Origin of the sequence: Streptomyces sp. NPDC057287, assembly GCF_042667905.1 — a bacterium.
Lineage (GTDB): Bacteria > Actinomycetota > Actinomycetes > Streptomycetales > Streptomycetaceae > Streptomyces.
The window spans coordinates 626,613-651,707 of the sequence record NZ_JBHUYV010000002.1 but is presented as its reverse complement, the minus strand read 5'-3'; the positions used below and the strand labels follow the sequence as shown (position 1 = coordinate 651,707).

The following is a 25,095-nucleotide window of genomic DNA, read 5'->3' as shown; positions in this document are numbered from 1 at the left end:
CGGGGGGGGGCCCGGCTCTCGCCCCCCCCCCCCCCCCCCCGCCGGCTCGACACGCAGGCCGGCTCCCCCAGCTGCAGCTGAAGGGGAGACGGGCCTGGGCGCGCTGCGGACGATGGAACGGGATCAGCGGATCTCGGTGACCCGCTGCTCCTTCAGGGCCGCGCAGTTGGAGTTCTCCACCGAGACGTACACGTTGCTGATGTGGCCGCCCCAGCTCACGCAGTAGCCCTTGCCGTAGACGTAGCCGGGACCCGCGTACGACGTGAAGTTCCCGTCGTCACCGGCCCACGCGTCGGTGGCGGGCACGTAGATGTACGCCGACATGGGCTTCGCCGAACCGGGGTTGGCACGGATGGTCGCGACGCAGTTCTTGCCGTTGGCGGAGTTGTACGTCAGGTAGACGGTGCCCAGCGAGCCGACCGGCACGGAGTTCACGGTCTTGTAGGCCTTGCCGCAGACGCCCTGCGGTGTGACGTTCGGTGCGGCGGAGGCCGACGTGCTGAAGGCGGCCGTGCCGGCCACCGCCAGTGCGGTGGCCGCCCCGAGGGCCGCGACATTACGCGCGATTCTCATATTTCCCCCTTGTGTCCCTGAGAGCTGTTTGCTCCTGCTTGATGTGACCCTCGAGCGGCTCGGATGGTTGCACGGAAGTTACGCAGAGGTGCTGAACGATCACCCAGGTTCCCGATCTGCCGAGGATCCAGGGCTCGAACGATCGGGAACACAGCCGATGCGCACGGCGAGGGCCGGAATGCCGTGCACCGGCCGGTCGGAGGGCGGTTCGAACATCGGCCACTTTGCGGAACCTTTACCCGCATCGGCCCGTTGACAGGGTGAGCGCACGGGCTCGTGACCGACAACTCAGACGAAGACCGAGGTGACCTCAATGGCAGTGTGGGACCGGCTCAAGGATCAGGCCAGGACTCTGCAGCAGTCCCAGGGTGCGCGCGGGCCGGCCGCCGGGAGAAGCGGCGGACAGTCATCCGGAGGTGGCTCGCGCGCGCAGCTGGTCAGCACGCTGAAGTCACAGCTCGCCTCCCTCAAGACGGAGTTGAAGAGCGGCGGCTTCCGGGACGCGAGCATGGCGATGTGCGCGCTGGTCGCGGCCGCGGACGGGCGCGTGGACCCCGCCGAGCGTCAGCATGTGGAGTCGATGATCCTCACCAACGACGTCCTGCAGAACTTCCCGCCGGAGCAGTTGCGCCAGCGCTTCAACAAGCACGTGGACCAGCTGAGCCTCAACTTCCAGCAGGGCAAGGCGGACGCGCTGCAGGAGATCGTCAAGACGGCCAAGAAGCCGACCGAGGCGAGGGCGGTGCTCCAGACCGGCATCGTCGTCGCCGGTGCCGACGGCGACTTCTCCCAGGCCGAGCACATGATTCTCCGAGAGGCCTGCACGGCTCTGGGGCTGTCACCCGCGGAGTTCCAGCTCTGATCCGAGCGGACGGCCGGCCGCCCCTCACGGGGCCGCCGGACCCCCGGTGGCCGGCACGACCGGTTGCGCAACTCGTCGCACGCACAAGCAGGTCACGAGGGCGACGAGGGCGTCCTCGACTGTTGTCCCCGGTCCGCGGGGAGGGCGCAGGCCGGCGTACCGCCCGGCATCCGTTCGCGGTTGTTCGCAATGAGCCGGTACACGCCGTGCGCGATCCAGCGGAGGGGAGGCAGGGTGAGCAGTGCCCCCGGGACCGCCCAGCCCCGTCCCGCACTCAGCAACAGCTTGGCGACGGCCTGCGCTCCGCCGTGGACCTCTCCGACAGGGGTGATCCACAGCAGTTCGTGTTCTGCTCGCTCCCGGGTGGTGCCGAGGGAGTCGAGATCCACGAACTGCCACGGCGTGATCTCGCAGCGTGGCCGGACAGACCGTTCGGCGAACAGCACGCAGGACGTGCAGAATGCGCAGTCCCCGTCGTAGATGAGTACAGGTCGCGTCCGCATGTCCTCATCATGCCGCACCGACACCTCACCGGCGGACAGTGTCACCCTCGCACCTCATCGCCGCCGCGCGGCTCGAGATCGCCCAGGAGCCGGCCCCGAGGTTCTGCCGCGAGGACGCGGCACCGGCCCGGCCGCTTCGCCGCCCGGATGCGGCCAACGAGTCACGCAACGGTCGTCGCCAGTACGGCGGTCACGGACCGCGCCCCGGAGGACTCCTCCGACCCGCCACACCTGCCGCCACCGCAGGGGCCGTTCACGGTTGCCCTTTAGGTAAAACTCAGCTTAGGTTTACCTAACTTTTACGAACCGAGGCATGGGTCCCCAACGGTCCGAGCGCCGGAATCACCTGACCGCGCGCGTTCCAGCCGTGGATCCGAGAGCCTCGGGCAGCCGACCGACAGTGGACAGAGGGCGCGTTCCGACCCGCGCCCGATTACCGCGTGCGCCTCGACGAAGGCGCACGTCCAGGGAGAACAGCACACATGGCCTCGCTCAATCGCCGTGTCCGCCGCGCAGCCGCGACCGCAGTGGCGCTCGCTTTCGGCATCACACTCGCTCCGACCGGCACCGCCACGGCCGGTACCGGCATTCCGGACGGCTCGCATGTCACCTCTCTGCCGCTCGCACAGGGCCTCTACCAGTCGGCCTATTCCGAGCGCAACGACGTGCTCTGGGCCACCGCCTCCGTGGGTCAGCCCCCTGCACCGGTGACGGGATCGCAGTTGCTGCGGATCGATCCCGACACCCTGCGGGTGGAAGCGGCCTACACCCCTCCCACGAACGGCACGGTAGAAGCCGTCTACGGCATCGACGTGGACGACGAGCACAACACCGTCTGGGTCACCAACACACGGAACAACTCGGTCGCCGTCTACAGCCAGAGAACCGGCCGGCACATCGCCACCCGGCCGAACGTGAACCACTCCCGTGAGGTCGTCGTGGACGAGAAGCGCGACATCGTGTGGGCCAGCTCGTTCGGTGACGGCGCGCTCGTGGCCTTCGACAGCCACACCCTCGAGGAGGTCAGGCGCGTCACCGTCGAGGGGAGCGGACCGACAGGGCTGGCGGTGGACGAACGGACCGGGACGGTCTACGCCGCCGACCACACCAACAGCCGGATCATCGAGGTCGCTCCGGGTTCCAGGGCGCCACGCCTCATACCCACGGGCGGCGGACCGCTCTCGGTCGCACTCTCCGCCGACGGACGCACCGCCTACACCGCCGACCAGACCTCCGGAACCGTGTCGGTCGTCGATCTGCGAAAGGGTGCCGTCGCCAGGTCCGTCGCGACCGGCGAAGGGGCGAAGTCCGTAGCCGTCGATCCGTGTTCGGGCCGGGTCCTGGTCGCCAACCGGCTGGCCGGAAGCCTCTCGGTGGTCGACCCCCGCGCGGGAACCGTCGTGGAGACGGTCGCCACCGACGCGTACCCCAACCACGTCACGGTGGCCGGGGGCAGCACCGCCTTCGTCGTCGACAAGTCCGGCTCCGGTCCCTCCGGAGAGGACGGGCTCACGCGGATACGCCTGACTTCCGGAACTTCTCTCCGTCACGGCACGGCCGCGCCGCATCCGGGCTGCTGACCCGGCCCCGGTGCGGGCACCACGCCCGCACGGGACTGCTGACCACCACGCCCGCACGGTGGCGGGAACGCCTGACGCAGGGGAGCACCGCACGGCCCCCTGCGTCTCCCCGCCCACGGACCGGTAACTCCCCCGGCGACACGGCCCGGAAGGTGCCGGTCAACGGGAGCCTTCGCCCTACTGTGGACGAGTCGGAACGCCGACAGCCGCGCGTACCGCACCGACCGCCCGAGCCGTCCGCGCGACGGCCGGCGAGCGGCTCTGGAGCAGACCCCCTTCGGACTCGGAGAGCACCCCTAGTGCCCACCTCTCTCCCGCGCCGCCGAGCGCTCTCCGCGCTGGCCGGCCTCGCAGCCCTCCCACTCACCGCGTGCGAGAGGGCTGCCCCGCCGACTGCCGCACCCCCGGCTCCCACCGGGACAGCGCCCCCACGACCGGCGGAGGCGGCAGCCCGGGCGGGGCGCGCGTTCACGGACCTGGAGCGGAAGTTCGACGCCCGGCTGGGCGTGTTCGCTGTCGACACGGGGAGCGGCGGGACGGTCGTCCACCGTCCCGACGAGCGTTTCGCCTACGCCTCGACCTGCAAGGCGCTGCTGGTGGGCGCGCTGCTGGACAGGCACCCGGTACGGCGGCTCGACCGGCGTGTCCGGTACGGCGCCGGCGATCTCGTCGCCAACTCCCCGGTCACCGAGCAGCACGTGGGCACCGGCCTCACCCTGCGTGAGCTCTGCGACGCCGCCGTCCGCTACAGCGACAACGCAGCGGCCAATCTCCTCTTCCGGGAGCTCGGCGGCCCCCGGGGGCTGCAGGACGCGCTCGCCGCCCTCGGTGACCGCACCACCCGGTGCGACCGCTTCGAGACCGATCTCAGCGAAGCCGCGCCCGGCGACACCCGCGACACCAGCACGCCCCGCGCCCTGGCCACCGATCTGCGCGCCTATGCGCTCGGCGACGTCCTCGGCCCGGCCGAACGTGCCCTGCTGACCGACTGGCTCCGCCGGAACACCACCGGCGACGCGCTGATCCGTGCGGGTGCCCCGGCGGGCTGGCTGGTGGGCGACAAGACCGGTACCGGCGGCTACGGGACGCGCAACGACATCGCTGTCGTCAGGCCACCGGACGCCGCGCCCATCGTCCTCGCCGTGCTCTCCCGTCGGGACACCCGCGGAGCGAAGCCGTTGGACGCACTCGTCGCCAAAGCCGCACGCGTCACGTTCGCCGCCCTCGCCCGGGGCGCTCAGGGGCGGTAGCGCAGCGGATGGTCCGCGGGAACCTCGGTCAGGACGATGCGGTGCCCGTCCGGGTCGGCGATCCACATCTCGATCAGCCCCCACGGCTCCCGCAGGGGCGGACGCAGGACGCGCGCCCCGCGCTCCGCCACCTCCTCGTGCGCCGCCGCGCAGTCGTCGACCTGCATCCAGAGCTGCAGCGTCCCGGTCGGCGGGACATCCGAACGCCCCGAGACCTCGAGGAAGCCTCCGCCGAGGAAATACACCGTGCCCCGTTCGGGGCCCGTGCCGAACTCCCGGTAGACCGGCAATCCGAGCATCCGCCCGTAGAAGTCCCGTGAGACCTCCGGATCACCAGGCCTCAGCAATACCCTGCTGCTCAGTACATGCACCATGGTCCGACCCTACGCGGGCCGCCACGACGGAGCAGCGCTCCCCCACCCGTCCGGGAGTCCTGCGGCTCAGGACGCTTCCACCGCGGCCTTGATCCGCCGGCCGAACGCCGGGGCGTCCTTCCGCGCGGCGGCGACTGCGAGTCCGACAAGGAGCTTGCCCGCACGATGGCCCTCCAGGTCGTTGAAGATCCGCACCCTGGTTCGACCATCAGCCAAGGACTCGAGGTCGTAGCCACCTTCCCGTGCCGTGACGAGATTGGTCGACACTTCGTTCCAGCGGATGCGTGTCGGGGCGACGAGTTCGCTGATCCTGAATTCGCGCCGGGTCGTCATACCGGCGTCCTTGACCGTGCTGCGGAACACGGTGCCCACCGCTGTCGGACCGGACGGGGTCTTGGCGATGTCCTGGACACGCGGGCTGAACTTCCCGTCGTTCTCACCGTCCGCCAGGAAGGCGAACACCTCCGCGACGGGACGGTCGATGTCGACCGTCGCCTCGAACCGGGCCATGGGGGTCTCCTCTCGTACGACGGGCGCGGCACACGGCGCGGCACACCCGGGGTGACACTGCCTACCAGGATCCGCGCTCCCCGGCTCTTCGGCAGCCGGAAGGACACATCCGGCAGGCAATCGGGTGCCCAGGACAGCGGCCGGCCGGGGTGTCAGCCCCCACCACCCGCCGTCGTGAGCGGAGCGACGGAGCGGCCTTGCAGTCACCCAGCCGGACGGTTGGCGGCCGGCGACCGCCGGGGCCTCCCCTCCCGCTGGGCCTTGCAGTCACCCAGCCGGACGGTTGGCGGCCGGCGACCGCCGGGGCCTCCCCTCCCGCTTCCTTCCACCGGCCCACCACACACCCGACAGGGTCTGGTTCCGGGGTGACCTCTCGCGGGAGGGCTGCCCAAGCGCCGAGCGGAACAACGGAGTTCATACCGCCGGACGGCCACCGCCGCCCTCCCGCACGCGGTGCGCTCCTCGCGCCCGGGCTTCAGTGGGCGATGGAGTCGATCAGATCGCGTGCGCCCTGACGCAGCAGGGTGACGGCCACGGAGGTTCCGAGCGTGGCCGGGTCGAGCGGACCGGCCCACTCGTGCGCGTTGAGCACGGTCTTGCCGTCGGGGGTGAACACACAGGCGCGCAGCGAGAGGTCGCCGTTGCGATGGGCCGTGGCGTACCCGGCGATCGGGGAGTTGCAGTGGCCCTGGAGGACGTGGAGGAACATGCGCTCGGCCGTGGTCTCCCGGTACGTCCCCGGGTGATTGAGCGGGCTCACCGCGTCGATGGTCCCGGTGTCCCCCTCGCGGCACTGGAGGGCGAGGACGCCCGCGCCGATCGGGGGGCACATCCTCTCCGGGGAGAGGATGTCGCTGATCACGTCGGGGCGGCCGATGCGGTGGAGGCCCGCGACGGCCAGGAGGATCGCGTCCGCCTCTCCGGCAGCGAGCTTCGCGAGCCGCCGGTTGGCGTTGCCGCGGAACGGGATGCAGTTCAGATGAGGGTGCGAGGCCGCGAGTTGCGCGACCCGCCGTACGGAGGAGGTTCCGACGCGTGCACCGTCGGGAAGCTGGTCGAGCGTGAGCCCCTCCGGGTGGACCAGGGCGTCGCGGATGTCGTCGCGCTCGAGGAACGCGGCGAACATCGTGCCGGCGGGCAGCGGGCGGTCGGCGGGGATGTCCTTGACGCAGTGGACGGCAAGGTCCGCCTCCCCTGCGAGCAGAGCGGCGTCGACCTCCTTGGTGAAGGCTCCCTTGCCCTCGACCTGTGCGAGGTCGCCCATCCACTTGTCACCCGTCGTCCGGACGGGGACGACCTCGGTGACGGTGGCGGGATGGCGGGCCGCCAACTCGGTCCGGACGCGCTCGACCTGGGCGAGGGCCATGGGTGAGTCGCGCGAGACGATACGGATCAGCTCAGGGGCGGACATGGCACCCACGATAGACCGCCGGGCTCGCACAGTCGGCATACGACGCGGTCCCGCCCACCCGCTTCAGCACCGTCACGGCACCGGTTCCGGAGCATGGCTCTCTGTCGATTTCCAGCCGCATTGGAACGTCGCTCCGGGCAACCACACGGAGGTTCCACACTATCCCTTCAGCATGACAATCAGACCCCTACCAGCGCGAGTTGCCGCACAGCCGTCCCGGACCCACCACACCGGAACGGAGAGAGCGCGTGCCACACCGTGCGACCTTCAGCCGCATGTGGCCGAATCCGGCCCTGCGGTCCCGCCTCACTCCCCCGAGGACTGTCAGCTGCCCGGCGAGATCCCTAGCATGACTCCTCACGGACACCGACTTCACTCTCTCTGAACCGCGAGGGCTGGATGAGCAACGGGGACACCTCCATTCCGAAGAACATCGATGTGAACGTGCCGAGCGTCGCGCGGATGTACGACTACTACCTGGGCGGCAAGGACAACTATCCCGCCGACCGTGTCGCGTGCGAGCAGTTGCTGGAGGTCGTGCCGAGCACCAAGGTCCTGGCGGTGAACAACCGGCGGTTCCTTCGCCGCGTCGTGCACCACCTGGCGTCCGAGTACGGAATCCGCCAGTTCATCGACCACGGCTCCGGTCTGCCGACCCAGGACAATGTGCACCAGGTCGCGCAGTTGGTGGATCCCCGCGCCAGGGTCGTCTACATAGACAACGACCCCATCGTCCTGGCACACGGCAAGGCCATACTCGAGGAGAACGACAGGACCGCGGTCATCCAGGCGGACATGCGGGACACCGCCGGCATCTTCGGCCACCCGGAGGTGGAGCGGCTCATCGACTTCGACGAACCGGTGGCCGCGCTGTTCGTGTCCGTCATGCACTGCATCCCCGACGAGGACGACCCTGCGGGCCTGGTGCGCCGGGTCGCGGCTCACCTGGCTCCGGGTAGCTTCCTGGTGGTGTGTCAGCTGGTCAGCGAGGACGCCGCGACCCGCGACTTCGTCACGGAGTTCATGGCGAAGAGCACCGGGAACCAGTGGGGTCGGGTGCGCCGGCAGGAGGACGTCCACGGCTTCCTGGACGGCCTCGATGTCCTGGAACCGGGCCTGGTGGAGGTGTCGACCTGGCGTCCCGACTCGGATCTGGCGCCGAAGCAGACGACCCAGGAGTGGATCGAGTACGGCGGCGTCGGCCGCAAGTGGTGACGGGCCACCAGGGGGCGGGACAGGCAGAGGGGGCGGGCGGTCAGCTGTAGCGCTTGAGCGCTTCCCTGAGTATTCCCCTGCTCTCGACCGGACTCGGCGACTGCGCACTGAGCGAGTCCAGGATCCACCTGTACTCGTCCGTGCTCTCCTGCTTGTTCACTGACGTGGCGTTGGTCAGGTGCTCGATGTACGCGACATCGGGAAGCCCCTCCATGGCGAACCGCAGGTACGTGATGGCGTTGCCGGGAGACGTGTGGGCGGTCACCTCGAAGGGTGCCACCTGGACGATCACGTGGGGCAGCTCGGTCATCTGCAGCAGATGGGCGAGCTGCTCACCCATGACCCGGGCGCCGCCCGTCGGGCGCATCAGGACGGCCTCGTCCAGCAGCACCCAGAGCTTGGGCGCGTCGCGCCGCTTCAGCAACTCCTGCCGTCTGATCCGCAGTTCGACTCGGCGCCGGGTGAGCTCCTCCGATTCGAGGGCGTGGCCGGAACGCACCACCGCATGGGCGTAGTCGGCCGTCTGCAGAAGCCCCGGGACGTAGTGCCCCTCATACGTACGGATGGAGGCGGCGGCCTCCTCCAGGCCGACCAGGGGCTCGAACCAGTCCGGCAGCACATCGGCGTAGTTGCGCCACCACCCACGCTGCCCGGCCCTGCGCACGAGATCGATGAACTCGGCCGTCCTGGCGGCATCGGTCACGCCGTAGAGGGCGAGGAGGTCGACGGCGTCGCGCTCCTTGCACGGCGAATGCCCCGTCTCCATCCGGCTGATCTTGGCCGTCGAGCACCGGATGCGGTCCGCTGCGACGTCGGGAGTGATACCGGCTTCCCCCCGCATGCGTCGCAGCTGTGCACCCAGAACCAGGCGCAGTGCCGTGGGACTTGCCCCGGTGGCCGGGGTGAGCGTCGGCTTCGCTGACGGCTGGAGCTGTTCGATGCCGGGCATGCGGACTCCTGAGGACGGGCGTCTTGACGCCAGTGTGCCATCAGGAGCCCCACGCGGGCCCGGCCGATGCGGGAATGCCGTGCCTTTTCTGCTCGTTCCGGCCTGAGTTCAGCCGGTCATGATGTCGAAGTCGCCGTCCCTGACACCCGCCAGGAACGCGCGCACCTCGTCCCCGGTGTACACGAGGGCGGGCCCTTCGGGATGCCTGGAGTTGCGTACAGCCACGTCCCCGCCCGCCAGGAGCGCCATCTCGACGCAGTTTCCGCTGGGGTTGCTGTGATGGCTCTTCCTCCACTCCACGCCGGTCAGGGAGTCGGCGGGAACACCGTTGTCGATCTGCTGCATGCGTTCCATTCCTTGTCGTCGTGCTGAACCGTCCTGGCGTGCTGCCAGGGTCCGCGCCGGGTGAACAGATGTCCCCTGCTCACACCCCTGGGTGCAATTCCGGATGCAATTGCACCCAGGGACGGACGGCGGTGATACTAGTGGCCGTCCAGGATCCACGGCAGCACGAACCGGCCTTCGGCTAAGGGTGATTCAGCGCTCATGAACGCGGAGAGAGCACTACGTCACGGAGCGGCAGCCCCGGCGCCCGAACCTGCGGGTACACGTGCGGATCCGCACGAGGAGCTGGCCCTCGACCTCGGTATCGGGGCGCCCGGGTTCACCACGCGCGGAGTGAGCGCCGATCCCGACAGCCTGCGGCAGGCACGGGTGTTCGTCCGGGAGGCACTCGGGCGGTGGGGCCTGGCGTCCTGCGCGGACGATGTCGGCCTGGTCGTCGGCGAACTGGTGAGCAACGCGGTCTGCCACGGGCTTCGCTCCTCCGCCCAGCACGCCGGGCGGTGCACGGCGCGGCTCGGCCTCGCGTGCCAGGACGGGGAACTGGTCTGCGCGGTGAACGACCCCAGTCCCGACGTGCCCGTGGTGCGCCGGCCGGACGACTCCCTCGAGCGCGGTCGCGGCCTGCGCATCATCGACGCGATGAGCAGCTCGTGGGGATGGTCCCGGCCCACCGGGACGGGAAAGACCGTCTGGGCCCGGATTCCCGTCAGCCGGGCCCCCGCGTGCTACAGCCCGACCAGCGCGGTCCAGGCCTCCGCCAGGACCGCATGCCCGAGCGGGGTGGGGTGGACCCCGTCACCCGCGATGTACTCGGCGCCACCGGCGGCGCGTGCCGCCTGGTTGAGCAGGCCGTCCGCTGCCAGCAGCGTGGCGTCGAACTCCTCGGACAGCCGCCGCACCGTGTGAATCCTGGGGTCGAGGTCCTCACGCCACGCCCACTGCTCGTCCCGTACGGGCACGAGGAAGGGTTCGATCAGGATCAGCTGGGCGTCGAGCCGGTCCCGGACCTGCGTGAGGATCGCACGGTAGTCGTTCTCGTAGGCGCCTACCGAGGTGACGGCGCCGGAGTCGTAGCGGCGCCACGTGTCGTTCACGCCGATCATGATCGACACCACGTCCGGCTTGATGTCCATGGCGTCCTCACGCCAGCGAGCCCGCAGGTCCGAGACACCGTCCCCGCCGACGCCCCGGTTGACGAACGTGATGCCGGCGGCCGGCCGTGCGGACCGCACACGGTCGGCCGCCAGCCGGGCGTAGCCGTTGCCGAGAGGACTGTCCGGTTCCACGAGTCGGCCCACATCGGTGATGCTGTCGCCCTGGAACAGGACGGTTGCCGAGTCGCGCAGGCTGATGGTCACGCAGTGCTCCGTACGGTGAGGATCCAGAGGGACGCCGGAAATGATCCTGCCCACACAGCCGTCCGACATGATCCGGACCGATCCCGCGAGTGTCCGGCACCGCGTCGGGGCCAGGCCTAACGGGCAGCGGCCGGGGCGCGCACCGCACTGAAGTCCAGTGCGCTCTCCACCTCCAGCAGCGTCTCCTCCGCCACCCGTCGCACCTCGGCCGGAACGTCGCCCTGCTCCTCCACCAGACCGGCGTAGATCGGCGCGTCGGATGCCTCTGTGAAACTCACGTGAAACTGCCTATCGATCGGTTATGCCCGCCAATCAGCGGAAACGGGAGCCGAGTGTACGCGTTCCCTTCCAGCCACCGGCGGGCGGACCCGCAGACTGGGGGGGGGCGTGGGCGGCGGAAAACCGGTTGTCGGCACCGGTCGGCCACTGCGAGGCTGTCTCCGCCGAGGGGTGTAGCTCAGAGGCCAGAGCGCCGGTCTCCAAAACCGGATGCCGCAGGTTCGACTCCTGCCTCCCCTGCGTCACCGGTTCCCCACCCGTCGCCGGGTGGGGAACCCGGCCCGCTACTCGATGACGAGCTCGACCTCGATGTTGCCCCGCGTGGCCTTGGAGTAGGGGCAGTAGGCGTGCGTCGCCTCGACCAGACGCCGGCCGGTCTCCCCCTCGAGCGCCTCGGGCAGCTCGACACGCATGACGACCGCGAGGCCGAAACCCGTGTCGTCCTTGCCGATCGAGACCTCGGCCGTCACGGAGACGTCCTTCGTGTCGACCTTCATCTCGCGGGCGACCGCGCTCATCGCGCTGGCGAAGCACGCGGCGTATCCGGCGGCGAAGAGCTGCTCCGGATTGGTGCCCTCCCCGTTACCGCCCAGGGCCGGCGGAAGGGCGAGTGCGAGATCGATCTGTCCATCCGAACTCACTGCCCGGCCTTCACGGCCGTTCGCGGTGGCGGCAGCGGTGTACAGCGCGTCCATGGGGGACCTTCTCTCGTACGACGGTGACCGCGGACCGGCCACACCAAGAGAATTGCACACAATCAAATTGCGCACAACTCAATGACGAGCGGCAAGCTACCCTGGACTCATGACGTCACCACCGACCCCGGCCCCCGACCTCACCGATCTGCCGGACACGGAACTGCTCAGGCTGGACCACCAGGTCTGCTTCTCCCTGCAGGCGGCTTCCCGCGCGTTCGGCGGCGTCTACCGTGAGGCCCTGAGGGACCTGGGCCTCACCTACCCCCAGTACCTGGCCATGATGGTCCTGTGGGAGCACGGCCCTCTGCCCGTCAAGACGATCGGTGAGCGGCTGCACCTGGACTCGGGCACGCTGTCGCCGCTGCTCAAGCGGCTGGAGTCGGCCGGTCTCGTCAAGCGTGAGCGCAGCCCGGAGGACGAGCGGTCGGTCACCGTCCACCTCACCGATGCCGGGGCCGCTCTGCGCGAGCGCGCACTGCCCGTACCCCGCTCGATCCTCCGGGCCACAGGCATGTCGGTCCAGGAGGTGCTCGCCCTGCAGGAGACCCTGGGACGGCTCACCTCGTCCCTCGGGCAAGCCGGCTGACCCTCACCGGCCGGCGGGAGGAGCCGGCGGGGCCCGGTCGGCACAGCACTCGCCGGAGTTCCCACGCCGAAATATGATGCAGGAACTATCGCAACGCGGAGCGGCCCATGAACCGGCGTCGAACTCCCCGGTCGGCGAGCGCCGAGGACCTGCTCAGCACCCTGCAGCACCTGACCGCCAGAGCTCGGCAGGAGGTGGAGCTGCACCAGGCTCGTATGGAACTGGCCCAGGCCCTGCAGCGCAATATGCTGCCGACGGCACTGCCCGCCTTCCCAGGGCTGCAGACCGCCGCTCGCTACGCTCCCGCGCGCGACGGGCTGGACATCGGCGGCGACTGGTACGACGGCTTCGTGCTCCCGGACGGATCGCTGGGCCTCGCCATAGGCGATGTCCAGGGGCATGACGTGGAGGCTGCCGCCTTCATGGGCCAGATCAGGATCGCCATGCGCGCGATCGCCGGCTCGGCCACCGACCCGGGTCAGGTGATGAGCCGTGCGAACGATCTGATCCTGTCGATGGATTCCACCCTCTTCGCCACGTGCTCCTTCCTCCGGCTGGATCCGGAGACACGGGAACTGATGAGTGCCCGCGCGGGTCATGTCGCCTCCGTGTGGGCGACCGCCGACGGACGCTCCGGGATCACCGCCGACGCCGGGGGCCTTCCGCTGGGCATCGAGCTCGGTCAGCACTACCCCGTCACACGGCGCGATCTGGATGTCGACGGCGCGTTCGTCCTGCTCACCGACGGCGTCATCGAGGGACCGTCGCTGTCGATCGACGACGGCCTGGACCGGATAAGGCGCCTCGTGAGCGCATACGCCGGCGCCGATGCCGAGGAGCTCGCCGACCGGGTACTCCAGGCAGCGGCACTCACCGGCCACGAGGACGACGCGGCGGTGCTCGTCCTGCGCCACGACGGCACCCCCGCCGGCCCCGGGTGAGCACGAACCCCGCCGTGCGTGTCACCAACGGCGGGGCCGCCATGAGCGGTGTCTTATGAGATGCGTGATCCGCAGCGAAGAGACCAGACGTCGAGCCATGATCGTTCTGCAGATGCTGGGCATCGCCGCCGCCTACTACGCATCCGGGCAGCTCGGTCTGCGAAGGCAGGTCGAGGTGGAGGGGGCGATCGTCACTCCGCTGTGGCCGCCGTCCGGGATCGCCCTGGCGTCGCTGTTCTATCTGGGCGTCCGCATCTGGCCCGGGATCGCAGTCGGTGCCCTGTTCACCGTCATCTCGATGAGCGACGGCTTCTCGTTCTGGGGCCTCGCTGTCGCCGCGGGGAGCGCTGTGGCCCCGCTCTGCTCCTACCTGGCACTACGAGCGGTGGGGTTCCGCACAGAGCTGGACCGGCTGCGGGACGGGGTCGCCCTGGTCTTTCTGGGCGCCCTGGCCGGAATGATCATCAGCGCCACGACGGGCGCGGGAGTCCAGTTCCTGAGCGGGGCGCTGTCGGCAGCCGATTTCTGGCAGGTGTGGTCCGCCTGGTGGGCCGGAGACGCGATGGGCGTCCTGATGGTCACTCCACTGCTGCTGGTGCTGCGAAGGGCCCGTCCGCCGCGGCTGGACGACCGGTGGGTGGAGGCCCTGGCCCTCGCGGTCGTCACCGTGGTGTCGGCGATCCTCGCGACGAGGAGCCCGCTGTCCATGATCTACCTCGTCTTCCCGGTCCTGGTCTGGGCGGCTCTCCGCTTCCAGCTGGCCGGCAGTGCGCCCTGCGCTCTCTTCATCTCCGTCATGACGATCATCGCCGGTACCGACGGCGTGGGACCGTTCGCCGGCCACTCGGTGCTCGAAGTGATGTTCAACCTGTGCATCCTGAACGGCTGTGTGGCGCTCACCGCGCTCCTGCTCGCGGCGATCGTGACCGAGCACAACAACATCCGCCACGAGACGGAGGTGGCATGCGAGGAACTGGCCGCCCTGGTGGAGGAGCTCGCCCCGCGGCCGTCGGCGGAGGGCTGGTCCGACGAGTTGCGGGGCGATCCGGGCTGATCTCCCCCGACCGGAGCGGGGCCGGCCGATCGGGATGCCCCTCAGGCGGTACGGGGGAAGTGGTGGTCCAGGAAGTCGTTCCGGAAGGTGCCTGCGGGGTCGAGCCGAGCGGTCAGCCGCTCGAAGTCGGCGTAGTGGTCGTACAGCTCCCGCAGGGTGCTCGGCGGAGTGGTGAACACCTTGCCCCAGTGCGGCCTCGCTCCGAAGGGGGCGAGCGCCTCCTCGATCGCGCCGAGGACGGGGGTCACGGCTGCGGTGTCGGGCACCCAGGTGAAGTGGAACGCCACGGAATCCCTGCCCTGGGCCGGGCTGAGCCACAGATCGTCGCCGGCGACGGTGCGGATCTCGCCGATCTGGAGCAGCGGGGAGAACTGCTGCCGGATACGGTCCAGTGCCCGGTAGGCCGGCACGGCGTCGTCCCGGGCGACGAAGTACTCGGACTGCAGTTCCTCGCCGTTGCTCGGGGTGAATTCGAGGCGGAAGTGGGGCAGCCTGGCGTGCCAGGGGCCCGGGACGCCCTGCTGCTGCGTGCAGTGCTCCGGCGCCACACCGGGGACGGGGTGCCTCGGCCCCTCCGCGAGTGTCGCGCCGTGCCACCGGTGCGGGGCGGTGCGCGGCCCGTCGGTCCCGACCCGCTGCTTGAGCCACACCTGGTCGATCGGGCCGCCGTGCCAGCCGGTGAAGAGGCTCACGCTGTAGGCCTCGGACATGACCTCGTCGAACCGGTCGAACAGCCGCTCCTGCGGGAGCCCCTCGTAGACCCACTGCTGGACCTCGAACGCCGGCACGAGGTCCAGGGTCAGCCGGGTGACCACCCCCAGCGCCCCGAGGGACACGACCGCCCCGGCGAAGCCGGCGTCGCCCCGCCTCAGCCACATGAGTCCGCCGTCCGCGGTGACGAACTCGATCGCCCCGACGGCCCCGGCGAGGGAGCGGTTTCCCACGCCCGATCCGTGCGTGCCGGTGGCACAGGCCCCCGCGACGGAGATGTGCGGAAGGGAGCCCAGGTTGTGCAGCGCGAATCCGCTGCGGTGCAGCGTTCCGGTCAGCTCCCCGAAGCGCAGGCCGGCACTCACCGTCGCGGTGCGGGACTCACGGTCGATCTCGATGGTGCGGGGCAGGGCGGCGACGGAGACGAGTGCGCCGCGGGTGTCGGCGACGGTGTTGAAGGAATGGCCGGTGCCCAGTGCTCGCACGGCCGTCCCGGCGGACACGATGTCCTGGAGCTCGGCGACCGAGCTGGGTATGTGGAGCTGCTCCGCGCCGAAGGTGATGTTGCCGGCCCAGTTCGTCTGGCGGGCGGACGGGGCGTGCGCCGAATGATCGATCATGACTCCGGAGCTTACGCTCCGGCCGTCCGCGGGATCAGGGCTTGCGTCCCACACCGCTGACGGCGTGGCTCGGCGGTCCGTCCTGCGCGCTCCGGCCGGGTTCGGGGCGCCATTCCGACGTCCTGACGACGCCCGGCTCCACCAGTTCCAGCCCGTCGAAGAAGGCGGCGATCCGGGCCGGGCCGCGCAGGTGGTACGCGCCCGCGGAATGCGCGTTGTACGCCTCGATCGCACGGTTCATCGTGTCGCTGGTGTCCGTGCCGTCGGCGAGGGCGAGGTAACTTCCGGACGGGAGCGCCCCCATCAGACGGGCGACCAGGGCCCACGGGTCCTCGTCGTCGGGCAGTTGTCCCATGATCCCGAGGAGCATCAGGCCGACGGGCCGCCGGAGGTCAAGGGTCCGGGCCGCCTCCTCGACGACACGGCCGGTGTCGCGCACATCCGCGTCGACGTACGCACACGCGCCCTCCGGGGTGCTGGTCAGCAGGGCACGGGCGTGCGTCAGGACGAGCGGGTCGTTGTCGACGTAGACGACCCGGGACTCCGGAGCCGTCCCCTGCGCCACCTCGTGGGTGTTGTCGGCCGTGGGCAGCCCCGTTCCGATGTCGAGGAACTGCCGGATCCCCGCCTCCCCTGTGAGGAAGCGGACGGCCCGGGCGAGGAAGGCTCTCTGGTCACGCGCGATGCGTGCGACGTCCGGGAAGGCCTGGATGATCATCTCACCCGCCTCGGCGTCGGCGGCGTAGTTGTCCTTGCCCCCGAGCAGGTAGTTCCAGACCCGGGCCGAGTGCGCCACGTCCGTCCGCAGCCGGTCGGACGGTGGCCGTCGGTGATCACTCATGTCGGAAGCCTCACACCCCGTATCGACGGAGCGGTGCCCGCCCGGGGACTCAGTACGGCAGAGGCCGTCCGGACGGCGTTCGCAGATCCAGCGGGGGCGGCCCCGCGGGGGGCTGCGGACGGCGGACGATCTGGATGCGGCCCACGGCCACCACCTCCTCCTGGTAACCCGGTATCTGCCCACCCAGCCGCCCTTCACACGTCAGGGGCACCTCGGACCGCCGGGGCCCTCTCGCGGATGCGGACCTGGCGATGTCCGGTAACCCTGGATGGGTCAGGGAAGCCGAGGGCGAGGAGGATCCGCCATGTCCGCGTTGGACAAGATCAAGAAGATGCTCAAGGGCCACGAGGACCAGGCCGGGAAGGGCGTCGACAAGTCCGGAGACATGATCGACGACCGGACGCAGGGCAAGTACAGCAAGCACGTCGACACCGGCCAGGACAAGCTCAAGCAGCAGCTCGGCTCGGACCGGGACCCGGACAACCCGCCCCGCACCTGATCAACGGACACGCCCGCCCGTCCGGCCCCATGCCCGCGCAGGTGTGGGGCCGGATCCGGGAGCGGATCTCGAGCACACGACCGGATTCCTGTTATCGTCCCCGCCGCACAGCGTCTCCCGAGTGTGGGAAGTGACGGAACGGGATCCCGGAAGAGTGAGCACAGCATGGGCGAGGCACGCGAGACGGCGTTGATCAAGGCGGCGCAGAGGGGCGACACCGAGGCACAGGACCGGCTCGTCGCGTCCTACCTGCCGTTGGTCTACAACATCGTCGGCCGGGCGCTGAACGGCCACGCAGACGTCGACGACGTGGTCCAGGACAGCGTGCTGCGTATGCTCCGCGGCCTGCCCTCGCTGCGCACCCCGAAGAGCTTCCGATCATGGTTCGTGGCCATCACCATGAACGAGATACGCGGGCACTGGCGCGAGCGCAGCACCGGCAAGATGTCCGCGGACCGGATGGAGGACGGGTACGACGTCGTCGATCCCGCCGCCGACTTCGTCGAGCTGACGATCGTCCGGCTCGGACTGACGGGCCAGCGCAGGGAGGCCGCCGAGGCCACCCGGTGGCTGGACGACGAGGACCGCGAACTGGTGTCGCTGTGGTGGCTGGAGACAGCGGGGGAACTCTCCCGCGCCGAGGTCGCGAGCGCCCTCGATCTGTCGCCCCAGCACACCGCGGTGCGCGTCCAGCGGATGAAGGAGCGGCTGGAGGCCGCCCGCGTGGTGGTACGCGCCCTGGCTGCGGACCCCCGCTGCGTCCTGCTCGAAGACCTGACTGCCCGCTGGGACGGGGCGCCGTCGGCTCTGTGGCGCAAGCGTCTGGCGCGGCACGCACGTGAGTGCACGGTGTGCGCGGGGCACCGGTCGGGCCTGGTTCCGGCGGAAGGCCTCCTGGTGGGGCTGGCTCTGGTCCCGGTGGCGGCATCCGTCGCCGGTCCGGCGGCGGACGTCCTGCCGGCAGCGTTCCTGCCCGCCGCCGGCGCCGTGTCCGGTGCCGGACGTGCCGAGCGACGGCGTGACGGGGCGAGGCGCCGCCGCCGCACCACGGTCGTCGCCGGGCTGACGGCGGTCGCGGTGCTGGGAGGCGGCGGGGCGGCCGTGCACCTCTACACGGACGGCACTGGCGAAGACCCCGCGACCGCCGTCACGCCGCTCACCGGGCCGTCGGCACCCGTCAGCGACTCGTCGTCCCCGTCGGCGGCCCCCTCCTCCGCTTCCCCGTCCCCTTCGTCCGCCTCCCCGACACCCTCCGCGAGCGCGTCCCCCTCCGCCTCCAGGAGCCGGAGCGCGTCCCCCACGCCCAAACGGGCGCCGAAGCCACGCACCCCGTCGTCCGAGCCGGCTCCCGCACCGAAGCCCTCTTCGGCCCCCTCTGCCGCCGAAGAGGTCATCGCTCTCGTCAACGCCGAGCGCTCCAAGGAAGGTTGCGGGCCGGTGAGCAGCAACAGCTTGCTGACGAAGGCTGCTTCACGTCATTCCGCGGACATGGTGGCGCGGGACTACTTCTCCCACACCTCTCCCGACGGCACCGACCCCGGCGCGCGCATCACCGCTGTCGGATACCGGTGGAGCACCTACGGCGAGAACATAGCGAAGGGACAGCAGACCGCCGCGGCGGTGATGGACTCCTGGATGAACAGTGCCGGCCACCGGGCGAACATCCTCAACTGCGCGTTCAAGGAGATCGGGATCGGCAGGGAGGACTCGTCCGGCGGACCCGTGTGGACGCAGAACTTCGGCGCCGCCCTCTGACACCTGCGGTCCCGAAACCCGTCACGCGGCGGAAACGATCAGGTAGCACGCCCTCCACGTAAGGGATCTACGCTGGGTCCGAGCCCAGGCCGAAGGCGTCCGCCGGCGACACGACGTCTTCTCCCGCGGACTGGAGCATGGTGACCACGCCTTCTCTCCCCACCGATCGGCTCCCTCCATGGCTCGCCCACGTGCTGCGTGCCCAGCGCGGACCGGTCCCGTGGAACGCGGTACTGCGCGGGGCTCTGGCCGCCGCGCCCTTGCTCATGTCGGTGCTCGCCGAACGGCCGACCGCAGGGGTTCCCGCCGCACTCGGCGCGATGCTGGCCGGCATCAACGACCGGCCCGGCAGCCGCCGCGCCTCGGTCGCCCGGCTGGGGTTCCCCGCTCTGGCGGGCTCGGCGGGTCTGCTGCTCGGCACGGTGATCGCGGCCGCTGTGGGCGGAGGCCGGTCCCTGGTCGTCCTGCCGGTCGTGTTCGGCGTCCTGGGTCTGGTGGCGGGCGCGCTCAGCTCCACCGGGCCTGTCGCCTCGGCGTGCGGCACCCAGGTGCTGGTCGCGGTCGTGATCGGGGCCGGCATGCCGTTGCCGGAGCCCGGCCCGGTCCGTGCGCTGCTGTTCCTCGCGGGTGCGGGATGGCTCCTCCTGCTCAGGCTGCTCCTGCCCTCTCCGGGCGGACTCGGCAACGGGCCCTACCGGCTCGACGGGGAGCGGGAAGCCGTCGCCGCGGTCTACGAAGCCGTGGCCCGCCTCCTGGAGGCCACCGGCGGGCCGGGGGCGCGCGCCGAGCGCTCGGCGCTGAGTGCCGCGCTCGACCAGGCACAGGACGCACTGGCCGGGCCGAGGCTGCGGCGCTGTGCCGGCTCCGCCGCCGAGCGGCGGCTGCACGCGCTGTACGAGGCGGCCTTTCCGCTGGCCGAAGCCGCGACCGCGTTGGCATGGGCCGGGATCCCGCTGCCTGCCAGGAGCACGGAAGGCCCTCACAGGCTGGCGCGGGCCGTGCGCACCGGCGGGCCCTGCGGACCCCTGCGGGCCCCCGCCCGCACGGATGCCGGACTGCGAGCCCTGGACGATGCCCTCCTGCACGCAGCGGCCGTCTTCGACCGCCCCGGGGGACCGCCGCCGGGCAGGCGCGGGGAACGTCCGAACTCCTCCGTCCTCGGCCGGGCGTGGAGCCCGACGGGGCGTGAGTACGGCCTCCGGGTCGCCCTGTGCTGCGCGGCGAGCACGGTCGTGGCGCAATGGCTGCATCACGACCACTGGTACTGGCTGCCCGCCACCACCGTGTTCCTCGTCAAGCCCGATCTCGGGCCGCTGGCCTCGCGGGTGGTGTGCCGTGCCGTGGGAACCGTCGTCGGAGCCGCTGCCTTCGGCGTGGTGGCCCTGGTGCAGTCCGGTCCGTTGCCGCTGGTCGCGGCAGTGGCGCTCTGCGGCGCGCTCCTTCCGGTCGCGACCCGCCACTTCGCCGTGCAGACGTCGGTGGTCACCGTACTCGTCCTGTCCCTCGTCCTCCTGGGCGGTGAAGCGCCCGCCTCCTGGGGACGGGTGGTGGAGTCCCTTCTCGCCTGCGCGACGGTGCTGCTCGTCGGCCACCTTCCGCTGCCGGGGCGGCGGGGCCACACGGTGCGGGCCGCTCTCGACACGGCGGTGGGCGCGGCACACCGCTACCTGGGGCATGTCCTGAACGCCCCGGAGGACCGTGCGGAGAGGGCAGCGCTGCGCCGCGACGCGTACCGGTCTCTGGCGGTGGCGCGAACGGCGATCGACCTGTCCGCGGCCGAACTCCCGCCCGCGGCCAGGCACTCAGCCGGCTCCGAGGGCGTCGCGGGTGCGGTGGAGCGGCTCATCGACACCACGACGGCGTGTGCGGTGCAGTTGGACCGGCCTGCCGCCGAACTGCCCCCGTCGCACGCCGAACTGCTCGCCTCGCAGCTCTCCGAACTCGACCTGGCATGGGCGGTTCCCGCGCGGTGAGCGTCCGACTCTAGGATGCGGCGCATGATCGCTGAACTGCAGTGCGTGGTGCTCGACTGTCCCGATCCGGCGAGACTGGCCGGGTTCTACGCGGCGGTCCTCGGCGGGGAGGCCGACCGGCCCGACGGGCGGTGGGCCCTGAGCGAGGGGTGGGCCACGGTGCACACTCCGGCCGGCCCGGTGCTCTGCTTCCAGCGGGTCGAGGACTACCACCCTCCGCGGTGGCCGGACCCCGACCGCCCGCAGCAGTTCCACCTGGACCTCACCGTTCCCGATCTGGAGCGCGCCGAGGAGCAGGTGCTCGCGCTCGGGGCGACCCTCCTGGACGGGGGTGCGGGAGCGCAGGGCTGGCGCGTCTTCGCGGATCCGGCCGGGCATCCGTTCTGCCTGGTACGCCACTGACGTCGGGCGCCTGGATGCGGGCCAGGCGCCCGGGCCGTCGTCAGCGGCTGATCACTGCCACGGCCGCACAGACGCCGGCCACCGTGCCGACGGTCAGGACGGACTGTGCCACGCAGCGGGCCCTGAGCCGGTCGTAGCGTGCGGTGTACTCGCCCCGGAGTGCCACGGCGCGGTCGGCGATCCTTGTGAGCGTCTCCCGGCAGAGCTCGACCCTGTCCGCCACGTAGACGCGCTCGACGTCGTCCCGCTGGGCCGTGGTGAGCCACGGCAGGGCGTCGGTGAAGCGGCGTGCCTGACGGCGGGCCTGCTCGAGCTCGGCGTTCCAGAGCAGGTAGCCCTCGACCTGGGCCAGGCCCCGGGCACTCTCCTTGTCCGGCTTCACGCGGTCCTCCTCTCCTCGAGCCGTTGTCCCCGGGTGCTATTCCTGCTTGTCCCCGGGCGCCACGGTGACGGACTCGTGAGGGCGGTTCACCGCGTCTTCGAGAGCGCGGATCGAGGGGTAGTGCAGGTCGAACGCAGGCGATTCGGAACGGATACGCGGGAGCGTGAGGAAGTTGTGCCGCGGGGGCGGGCAGGACGTCGCCCATTCGAGCGAACGGCCGTAGCCCCACGGGTCGTCGACCTCGACCTTCTTGCCGTACTTGGCGGTCTTCCACACGTTGTACATGAACGGAAGCATCGACAGGCCCAGCAGGAACGAGGCGATCGACGAGATCGTGTTCAGGGCGGTGAAGCCGTCGGCGGCGAGATAGTCCGCGTAACGACGCGGCATGCCCTCGGCACCGAGCCAGTGCTGCACCAGGAACGTGCCGTGGAAGCCGATGAACAGCGTCCAGAACGTCATCTTCCCGAGGCGCTCGTCCAGCATCTTGCCGGTGAACTTCGGCCACCAGAAGTGGAATCCGGCGAACATCGCGAAGACCACGGTGCCGAAGACGACGTAGTGGAAGTGCGCGACGACGAAGTACGAGTCGGAGACGTGGAAGTCCAGCGGCGGCGAGGCCAGAAGGACACCGGTGAGCCCTCCGAAGAGGAAGGTGACGAGGAATCCGATGGCCCAGAGCATCGGCGTCTCGAAGGACAGCGACCCCTTCCACATCGTGCCGATCCAGTTGAAGAACTTCACACCGGTCGGTACCGCGATGAGGAACGTCATGAACGAGAAGAACGGCAGCAGCACGCCACCCGTCACGTACATGTGGTGTGCCCAGACCGTCACCGACAGGCCCGCGATGGCGATCGTCGCGCTGATGAGACCGACATAGCCGAAAATCGGCTTCCTGCTGAACACCGGGAAGATCTCTGTGACGATCCCGAAGAACGGCAGGGCGATGATGTACACCTCTGGATGGCCGAAGAACCAGAACAGGTGTTGCCAGAGCAATGCGCCACCATTGGCCGCATCGAATACATGTGCGCCGAATTTCCGGTCCGCTTCGAGCGCGAAGAGCGCGGCGGCCAGGACCGGGAAGGCCAGCAGGACCAGGACACCGGTCAGCAGGACGTTCCAGGTGAAGATCGGCATGCGGAACATCGTCATGCCGGGGGCCCGCATGCAGATGATCGTGGTGATGAAGTTGACCGAGCCGAGGATCGTGCCGAAGCCGGAGAAGGCCAGACCCATGATCCACATGTCGGCACCGACGCCCGGGGAACGGACCGCGTCGGTGAGCGGGGAGTAGGCGAACCAGCCGAAGTCGGCCGCGCCCTGGGGAGTGAGGAAGCCGGCCACCGCGATCAGCGAGCCGAAGAGGTACAGCCAGTAAGCGAACATGTTCAGCCGCGGGAACGCCACGTCGGGCGCGCCGATCTGCAGGGGCATGATCCAGTTCGCGAATCCGTTGAAGAGCGGTGTCGCGAACATCAGCAGCATGATCGTGCCGTGCATGGTGAACGCCTGGTTGTACTGCTCGTTCGAGATGATCTGGTCACCCGGACGTGCGAGTTCGGCGCGCATGACGAGCGCCAGCACGCCTCCGACGAGGAAGAACGCGAACGAGCTCAGCAGGTACAACGTACCGATGGTCTTGTGGTCGGTGGTGGTCAGCCACCTGATGATCACGTTCCCCGGCTGCCGACGCCGTACAGGCAGTTCGTCCTGGTAGGCGGCATCGGCCTCCGCCGATACTGAGGGACCCCTCGTCGTCACTGCGGCACTCCTTCGGTCGACGGCCGATTGCGGACTCGGCGACCAGGATGGACTCCCTGCGGCGGAACCGCAGGTCATCTCCGTGCGCACTGCACCAGTGGCTGGCAAAGGACACTCCACTGGCCGATGGTCAGGACCTCCTTGTTGACGACCTCGCCACGCCGTCGGAAGCGGGCTCCCCCTCAGGCCTTGGCCCAGTCGCGCATCGCCTCCCGCGAGGGGAAGTCCGCGACGTTCTTGTCGAGCGGGTCGTCGGTGTACTGATGGATGCGCCAGTCCGCGTCGATCCGTGGCGCCGCCGCCTTGCCGTAGTCGGCGATCCAGAGCCCGTCGCCGGCATACGAACTGTTGTCGTGGTTGATCCAGAACGAGCGGTTGCAGTAGAGCAGGACACGGTGATGCGGCCGCAGCCTTTTCACCTCCCGGATGAAGCGGTCCTTGTCCGCACTGCTCGCGCGCGTCCCGTCACCCGTCTGCTCCCAGTCGACGGCGAGGAGGTCGTCCTCCTTCTCCGGTGTGCTCTCGAGGAAGTACTCGGCCTGTTCCTTCGCGTGCCCGGGCCAGAGGAAGTGATAGAAGCCGACGACACACTCGGCATCCCTGGCCCGTTTCACCTGGCTCTTCAGCCTCGGATTGACATAGGAGCGGCCTTCACTCGCCTTGACGAAGACGAAGTCCAGGCCGTCCGTGCCGAAGTCCGTCTGGAAGGCGCTGACATCGACACCGTGCAGCACAAGCACCACCTCCAAGTGGGGCATTGCGGTTCCGTTTGTCTCTCCGATACGTGCCCAACTGGAACGCCCTCATCCGCCTTGCGACCGCTGAACCGATTCGGCAGACCCGGAATAGGTCTCTCTCCCACGGGGTTGGTGATCCGGCGAGACCCATTACTCCAGGCACTCGGCATCGGAAGGTCGGATTTCATGAAGATCGGCATCATTGGCGCAGGGAACATCGGCGGCAATCTCGCGCGACGGCTCACCGCGCTGGGACACGATGTCTCCATCGCGAACTCCCGGGGGCCCGAGACGCTCAAGGCACTGGCCGAGGAGACGGGCGCCACGCCTGTCACGTCGGTGGAGGCGGCGCGGGGGGCGAGCGTCGTCGTGGTGACCGTCCCCCTCAAGGCGGTCCCGGATCTGCCTTCGGGGATCCTCGACGGTGCGGCGGAGGACGTCGCCGTCATCGACACGGGCAACTACTACCCCCAGCGTGACGGACGCATCGCCGCCATCGAGGACGGGCTGACGGAGAGCCGGTGGACCGAGCAGCAGATCGGCCGTCCGGTGATCAAGGCGTTCAACGGCACGTACGCCGCGGACATCCTGGACAAGGGGCTCCCCCACGGGGCACCCGGACGGCAGGCCCTTCCCGTTGCCGGCGACGACGGCGCCGCCAAGCAGGTGGTGCGGGACCTGATCGACGAGCTGGGCTTCGACACCGTCGACGCGGGCGGACTCGACGAGTCGTGGCGTCAGCAGCCGGGCACACCGGTGTACGGAAACCGGGGCGACGCCGACGCCATCACGAAGGCCTTGGGCGACGCCTCGCCGGAGCGCACCGCCGAGTGGCGCGCCTGACCCACCGGAGGGGATCCCTGCGCCGCGCCGCGCTCCGGGGCGCGGCGCGGCCTCCGTCAGGGACGGCCGGGCGGACT

The 25,095-nt window shown here is 70.1% G+C and carries 28 protein-coding genes, 1 tRNA gene and 1 pseudogene; 14 read left to right on the top strand and 16 right to left on the bottom strand.

Annotated features, from left to right (window positions below; all coding sequences use genetic code 11):
* Positions 1-123: 123 nt before the first annotated feature.
* Positions 124-573, bottom strand: a complete 450-nt coding sequence (locus tag ACFUNE_RS06300) for a spore-associated protein (protein ID WP_383562866.1) — start codon at positions 571-573, stop codon at positions 124-126.
* Positions 574-886: 313 nt separating this feature from the next.
* On the opposite strand from ACFUNE_RS06300, the gene ACFUNE_RS06295 reads away from it, so the two are divergent.
* The gene (locus ACFUNE_RS06295) at positions 887-1,435 is read left to right on the top strand and encodes a tellurite resistance TerB family protein (protein WP_383562864.1); all 549 of its coding nucleotides are present in this window, start codon (positions 887-889) and stop codon (positions 1,433-1,435) included.
* A 92-nt stretch (positions 1,436-1,527) separates the two neighbouring features.
* On the opposite strand, the gene ACFUNE_RS06290 is transcribed toward ACFUNE_RS06295, so the two are convergent.
* On the bottom strand, positions 1,528-1,938 hold the full coding sequence (locus ACFUNE_RS06290; RefSeq protein WP_383562861.1) for a thiol-disulfide oxidoreductase DCC family protein: 411 nt from the start codon (positions 1,936-1,938) through the stop codon (positions 1,528-1,530).
* A 482-nt stretch (positions 1,939-2,420) separates the two neighbouring features.
* Between ACFUNE_RS06290 and ACFUNE_RS06285 the strand changes: the two genes are divergently transcribed.
* A complete protein-coding gene (locus ACFUNE_RS06285; RefSeq protein ID WP_383562858.1) occupies positions 2,421-3,518 on the top strand; it encodes a YncE family protein in 1,098 nt (365 codons plus the stop codon).
* 299 nt (positions 3,519-3,817) lie between these two features.
* Entirely contained in the window at positions 3,818-4,768 is a 951-nt protein-coding gene (bla, locus tag ACFUNE_RS06280; protein ID WP_383562855.1) for a class A beta-lactamase, read from the top strand.
* Here bla and ACFUNE_RS06275 read toward each other — a convergent pair.
* The 3 genes from ACFUNE_RS06275 to hemC form a co-directional block, all read right to left on the bottom strand.
* Positions 4,756-5,142, bottom strand: coding sequence for a VOC family protein (locus tag ACFUNE_RS06275; protein ID WP_383562852.1), 387 nt, complete (start codon positions 5,140-5,142; stop codon positions 4,756-4,758). The two genes, bla and ACFUNE_RS06275, sit on opposite strands and share 13 nt — an antisense overlap.
* Before the next feature lie 66 nt (positions 5,143-5,208).
* Positions 5,209-5,652, bottom strand: a complete 444-nt coding sequence (locus tag ACFUNE_RS06270) for an SRPBCC family protein (protein WP_383562849.1) — start codon at positions 5,650-5,652, stop codon at positions 5,209-5,211.
* A 475-nt stretch (positions 5,653-6,127) separates the two neighbouring features.
* On the bottom strand, positions 6,128-7,063 hold the full coding sequence (hemC, locus tag ACFUNE_RS06265) for a hydroxymethylbilane synthase (protein WP_383562846.1): 936 nt from the start codon (positions 7,061-7,063) through the stop codon (positions 6,128-6,130).
* A 399-nt stretch (positions 7,064-7,462) separates the two neighbouring features.
* Between hemC and ACFUNE_RS06260 the strand changes: the two genes are divergently transcribed.
* Entirely contained in the window at positions 7,463-8,278 is an 816-nt protein-coding gene (locus tag ACFUNE_RS06260; protein WP_383562843.1) for an SAM-dependent methyltransferase, read from the top strand.
* A gap of 40 nt (positions 8,279-8,318) precedes the next feature.
* On the opposite strand, the gene ACFUNE_RS06255 is transcribed toward ACFUNE_RS06260, so the two are convergent.
* The 3 genes from ACFUNE_RS06255 to ACFUNE_RS06245 all read right to left on the bottom strand — a co-directional run bounded on the left by ACFUNE_RS06255 (position 8,319) and on the right by ACFUNE_RS06245 (position 10,040).
* Positions 8,319-9,227 carry a helix-turn-helix domain-containing protein gene (locus ACFUNE_RS06255; RefSeq protein ID WP_383562840.1) on the bottom strand — a complete coding sequence of 303 codons (909 nt, stop codon included), beginning with the start codon at positions 9,225-9,227 and terminating at the stop codon, positions 8,319-8,321.
* A gap of 108 nt (positions 9,228-9,335) precedes the next feature.
* Positions 9,336-9,572 (bottom strand): DUF397 domain-containing protein, encoded by a 237-nt coding sequence (locus ACFUNE_RS06250; RefSeq protein ID WP_383562837.1) that lies wholly within the window; start codon positions 9,570-9,572, stop codon positions 9,336-9,338.
* A 219-nt stretch (positions 9,573-9,791) separates the two neighbouring features.
* On the bottom strand, positions 9,792-10,040 hold the full coding sequence (locus ACFUNE_RS06245) for a hypothetical protein (RefSeq protein ID WP_383563087.1): 249 nt from the start codon (positions 10,038-10,040) through the stop codon (positions 9,792-9,794).
* On the opposite strand from ACFUNE_RS06245, the pseudogene ACFUNE_RS06240 reads away from it, so the two are divergent.
* Positions 9,942-10,211: pseudogene (locus tag ACFUNE_RS06240) on the top strand (ATP-binding protein); the annotation flags it as partial. The gene ACFUNE_RS06245 and the pseudogene ACFUNE_RS06240 overlap by 99 nt on opposite strands.
* A gap of 86 nt (positions 10,212-10,297) precedes the next feature.
* Here the strand turns inward: ACFUNE_RS06240 and ACFUNE_RS06235 are convergent.
* Complete coding sequence (locus ACFUNE_RS06235; protein WP_383562834.1) at positions 10,298-10,930, bottom strand: SGNH/GDSL hydrolase family protein; 633 nt, start codon at positions 10,928-10,930, stop codon at positions 10,298-10,300.
* A gap of 116 nt (positions 10,931-11,046) precedes the next feature.
* The gene (locus ACFUNE_RS06230; protein ID WP_383562831.1) at positions 11,047-11,208 is read right to left on the bottom strand and encodes a hypothetical protein; all 162 of its coding nucleotides are present in this window, start codon (positions 11,206-11,208) and stop codon (positions 11,047-11,049) included.
* A 168-nt stretch (positions 11,209-11,376) separates the two neighbouring features.
* On the opposite strand from ACFUNE_RS06230, the gene ACFUNE_RS06225 reads away from it, so the two are divergent.
* Positions 11,377-11,449: transfer RNA gene (locus ACFUNE_RS06225), tRNA-Trp, on the top strand.
* 44 nt (positions 11,450-11,493) lie between these two features.
* Here ACFUNE_RS06225 and ACFUNE_RS06220 read toward each other — a convergent pair.
* The gene (locus ACFUNE_RS06220; RefSeq protein ID WP_383562828.1) at positions 11,494-11,904 is read right to left on the bottom strand and encodes an organic hydroperoxide resistance protein; all 411 of its coding nucleotides are present in this window, start codon (positions 11,902-11,904) and stop codon (positions 11,494-11,496) included.
* Positions 11,905-12,013: 109 nt separating this feature from the next.
* On the opposite strand from ACFUNE_RS06220, the gene ACFUNE_RS06215 reads away from it, so the two are divergent.
* From ACFUNE_RS06215 to ACFUNE_RS06205, 3 genes are all read left to right on the top strand, one after another.
* Positions 12,014-12,493 carry a MarR family winged helix-turn-helix transcriptional regulator gene (locus ACFUNE_RS06215; RefSeq protein WP_383562825.1) on the top strand — a complete coding sequence of 160 codons (480 nt, stop codon included), beginning with the start codon at positions 12,014-12,016 and terminating at the stop codon, positions 12,491-12,493.
* Between the two features lie 107 nt (positions 12,494-12,600).
* The gene (locus ACFUNE_RS06210; RefSeq protein WP_383562822.1) at positions 12,601-13,434 is read left to right on the top strand and encodes a PP2C family protein-serine/threonine phosphatase; all 834 of its coding nucleotides are present in this window, start codon (positions 12,601-12,603) and stop codon (positions 13,432-13,434) included.
* A 64-nt stretch (positions 13,435-13,498) separates the two neighbouring features.
* Positions 13,499-14,488: an MASE1 domain-containing protein gene (locus ACFUNE_RS06205; RefSeq protein ID WP_383562819.1), complete on the top strand. Its 990-nt coding sequence runs from the start codon at positions 13,499-13,501 to the stop codon at positions 14,486-14,488.
* Positions 14,489-14,529: 41 nt separating this feature from the next.
* Here ACFUNE_RS06205 and ACFUNE_RS06200 read toward each other — a convergent pair whose 3' ends face one another.
* Both ACFUNE_RS06200 and ACFUNE_RS06195 read right to left on the bottom strand, forming a co-directional pair.
* Complete coding sequence (locus tag ACFUNE_RS06200) at positions 14,530-15,819, bottom strand: D-arabinono-1,4-lactone oxidase (RefSeq protein ID WP_383562816.1); 1,290 nt, start codon at positions 15,817-15,819, stop codon at positions 14,530-14,532.
* Positions 15,820-15,853: 34 nt separating this feature from the next.
* The gene (locus ACFUNE_RS06195; protein ID WP_383562813.1) at positions 15,854-16,660 is read right to left on the bottom strand and encodes an SAM-dependent methyltransferase; all 807 of its coding nucleotides are present in this window, start codon (positions 16,658-16,660) and stop codon (positions 15,854-15,856) included.
* 304 nt (positions 16,661-16,964) lie between these two features.
* Between ACFUNE_RS06195 and ACFUNE_RS06190 the strand changes: the two genes are divergently transcribed.
* The 4 genes from ACFUNE_RS06190 (at position 16,965) to ACFUNE_RS06175 (ending at position 21,289) form a co-directional block, all read left to right on the top strand.
* Positions 16,965-17,159: an antitoxin gene (locus ACFUNE_RS06190; RefSeq protein WP_383562811.1), complete on the top strand. Its 195-nt coding sequence runs from the start codon at positions 16,965-16,967 to the stop codon at positions 17,157-17,159.
* Between the two features lie 165 nt (positions 17,160-17,324).
* The gene (locus ACFUNE_RS06185; protein ID WP_383562808.1) at positions 17,325-18,914 is read left to right on the top strand and encodes a sigma-70 family RNA polymerase sigma factor; all 1,590 of its coding nucleotides are present in this window, start codon (positions 17,325-17,327) and stop codon (positions 18,912-18,914) included.
* A 137-nt stretch (positions 18,915-19,051) separates the two neighbouring features.
* On the top strand, positions 19,052-20,887 hold the full coding sequence (locus tag ACFUNE_RS06180) for an FUSC family protein (RefSeq protein ID WP_383562805.1): 1,836 nt from the start codon (positions 19,052-19,054) through the stop codon (positions 20,885-20,887).
* A 24-nt stretch (positions 20,888-20,911) separates the two neighbouring features.
* Entirely contained in the window at positions 20,912-21,289 is a 378-nt protein-coding gene (locus ACFUNE_RS06175; RefSeq protein ID WP_383562802.1) for a VOC family protein, read from the top strand.
* 40 nt (positions 21,290-21,329) lie between these two features.
* Here the strand turns inward: ACFUNE_RS06175 and ACFUNE_RS06170 are convergent, their stop codons facing one another.
* From ACFUNE_RS06170 to ACFUNE_RS06160, 3 genes are all read right to left on the bottom strand, one after another.
* The gene (locus tag ACFUNE_RS06170; RefSeq protein ID WP_383562799.1) at positions 21,330-21,671 is read right to left on the bottom strand and encodes a hypothetical protein; all 342 of its coding nucleotides are present in this window, start codon (positions 21,669-21,671) and stop codon (positions 21,330-21,332) included.
* A 36-nt stretch (positions 21,672-21,707) separates the two neighbouring features.
* Positions 21,708-23,438 (bottom strand): cytochrome c oxidase subunit I, encoded by a 1,731-nt coding sequence (ctaD, locus tag ACFUNE_RS06165; RefSeq protein WP_383562796.1) that lies wholly within the window; start codon positions 23,436-23,438, stop codon positions 21,708-21,710.
* A gap of 182 nt (positions 23,439-23,620) precedes the next feature.
* On the bottom strand, positions 23,621-24,172 hold the full coding sequence (locus ACFUNE_RS06160) for a GH25 family lysozyme (protein WP_383563073.1): 552 nt from the start codon (positions 24,170-24,172) through the stop codon (positions 23,621-23,623).
* 189 nt (positions 24,173-24,361) lie between these two features.
* On the opposite strand from ACFUNE_RS06160, the gene ACFUNE_RS06155 reads away from it, so the two are divergent.
* A complete protein-coding gene (locus ACFUNE_RS06155) occupies positions 24,362-25,018 on the top strand; it encodes an NADPH-dependent F420 reductase (RefSeq protein ID WP_383562793.1) in 657 nt (218 codons plus the stop codon).
* Positions 25,019-25,095 lie beyond the last annotated feature (77 nt).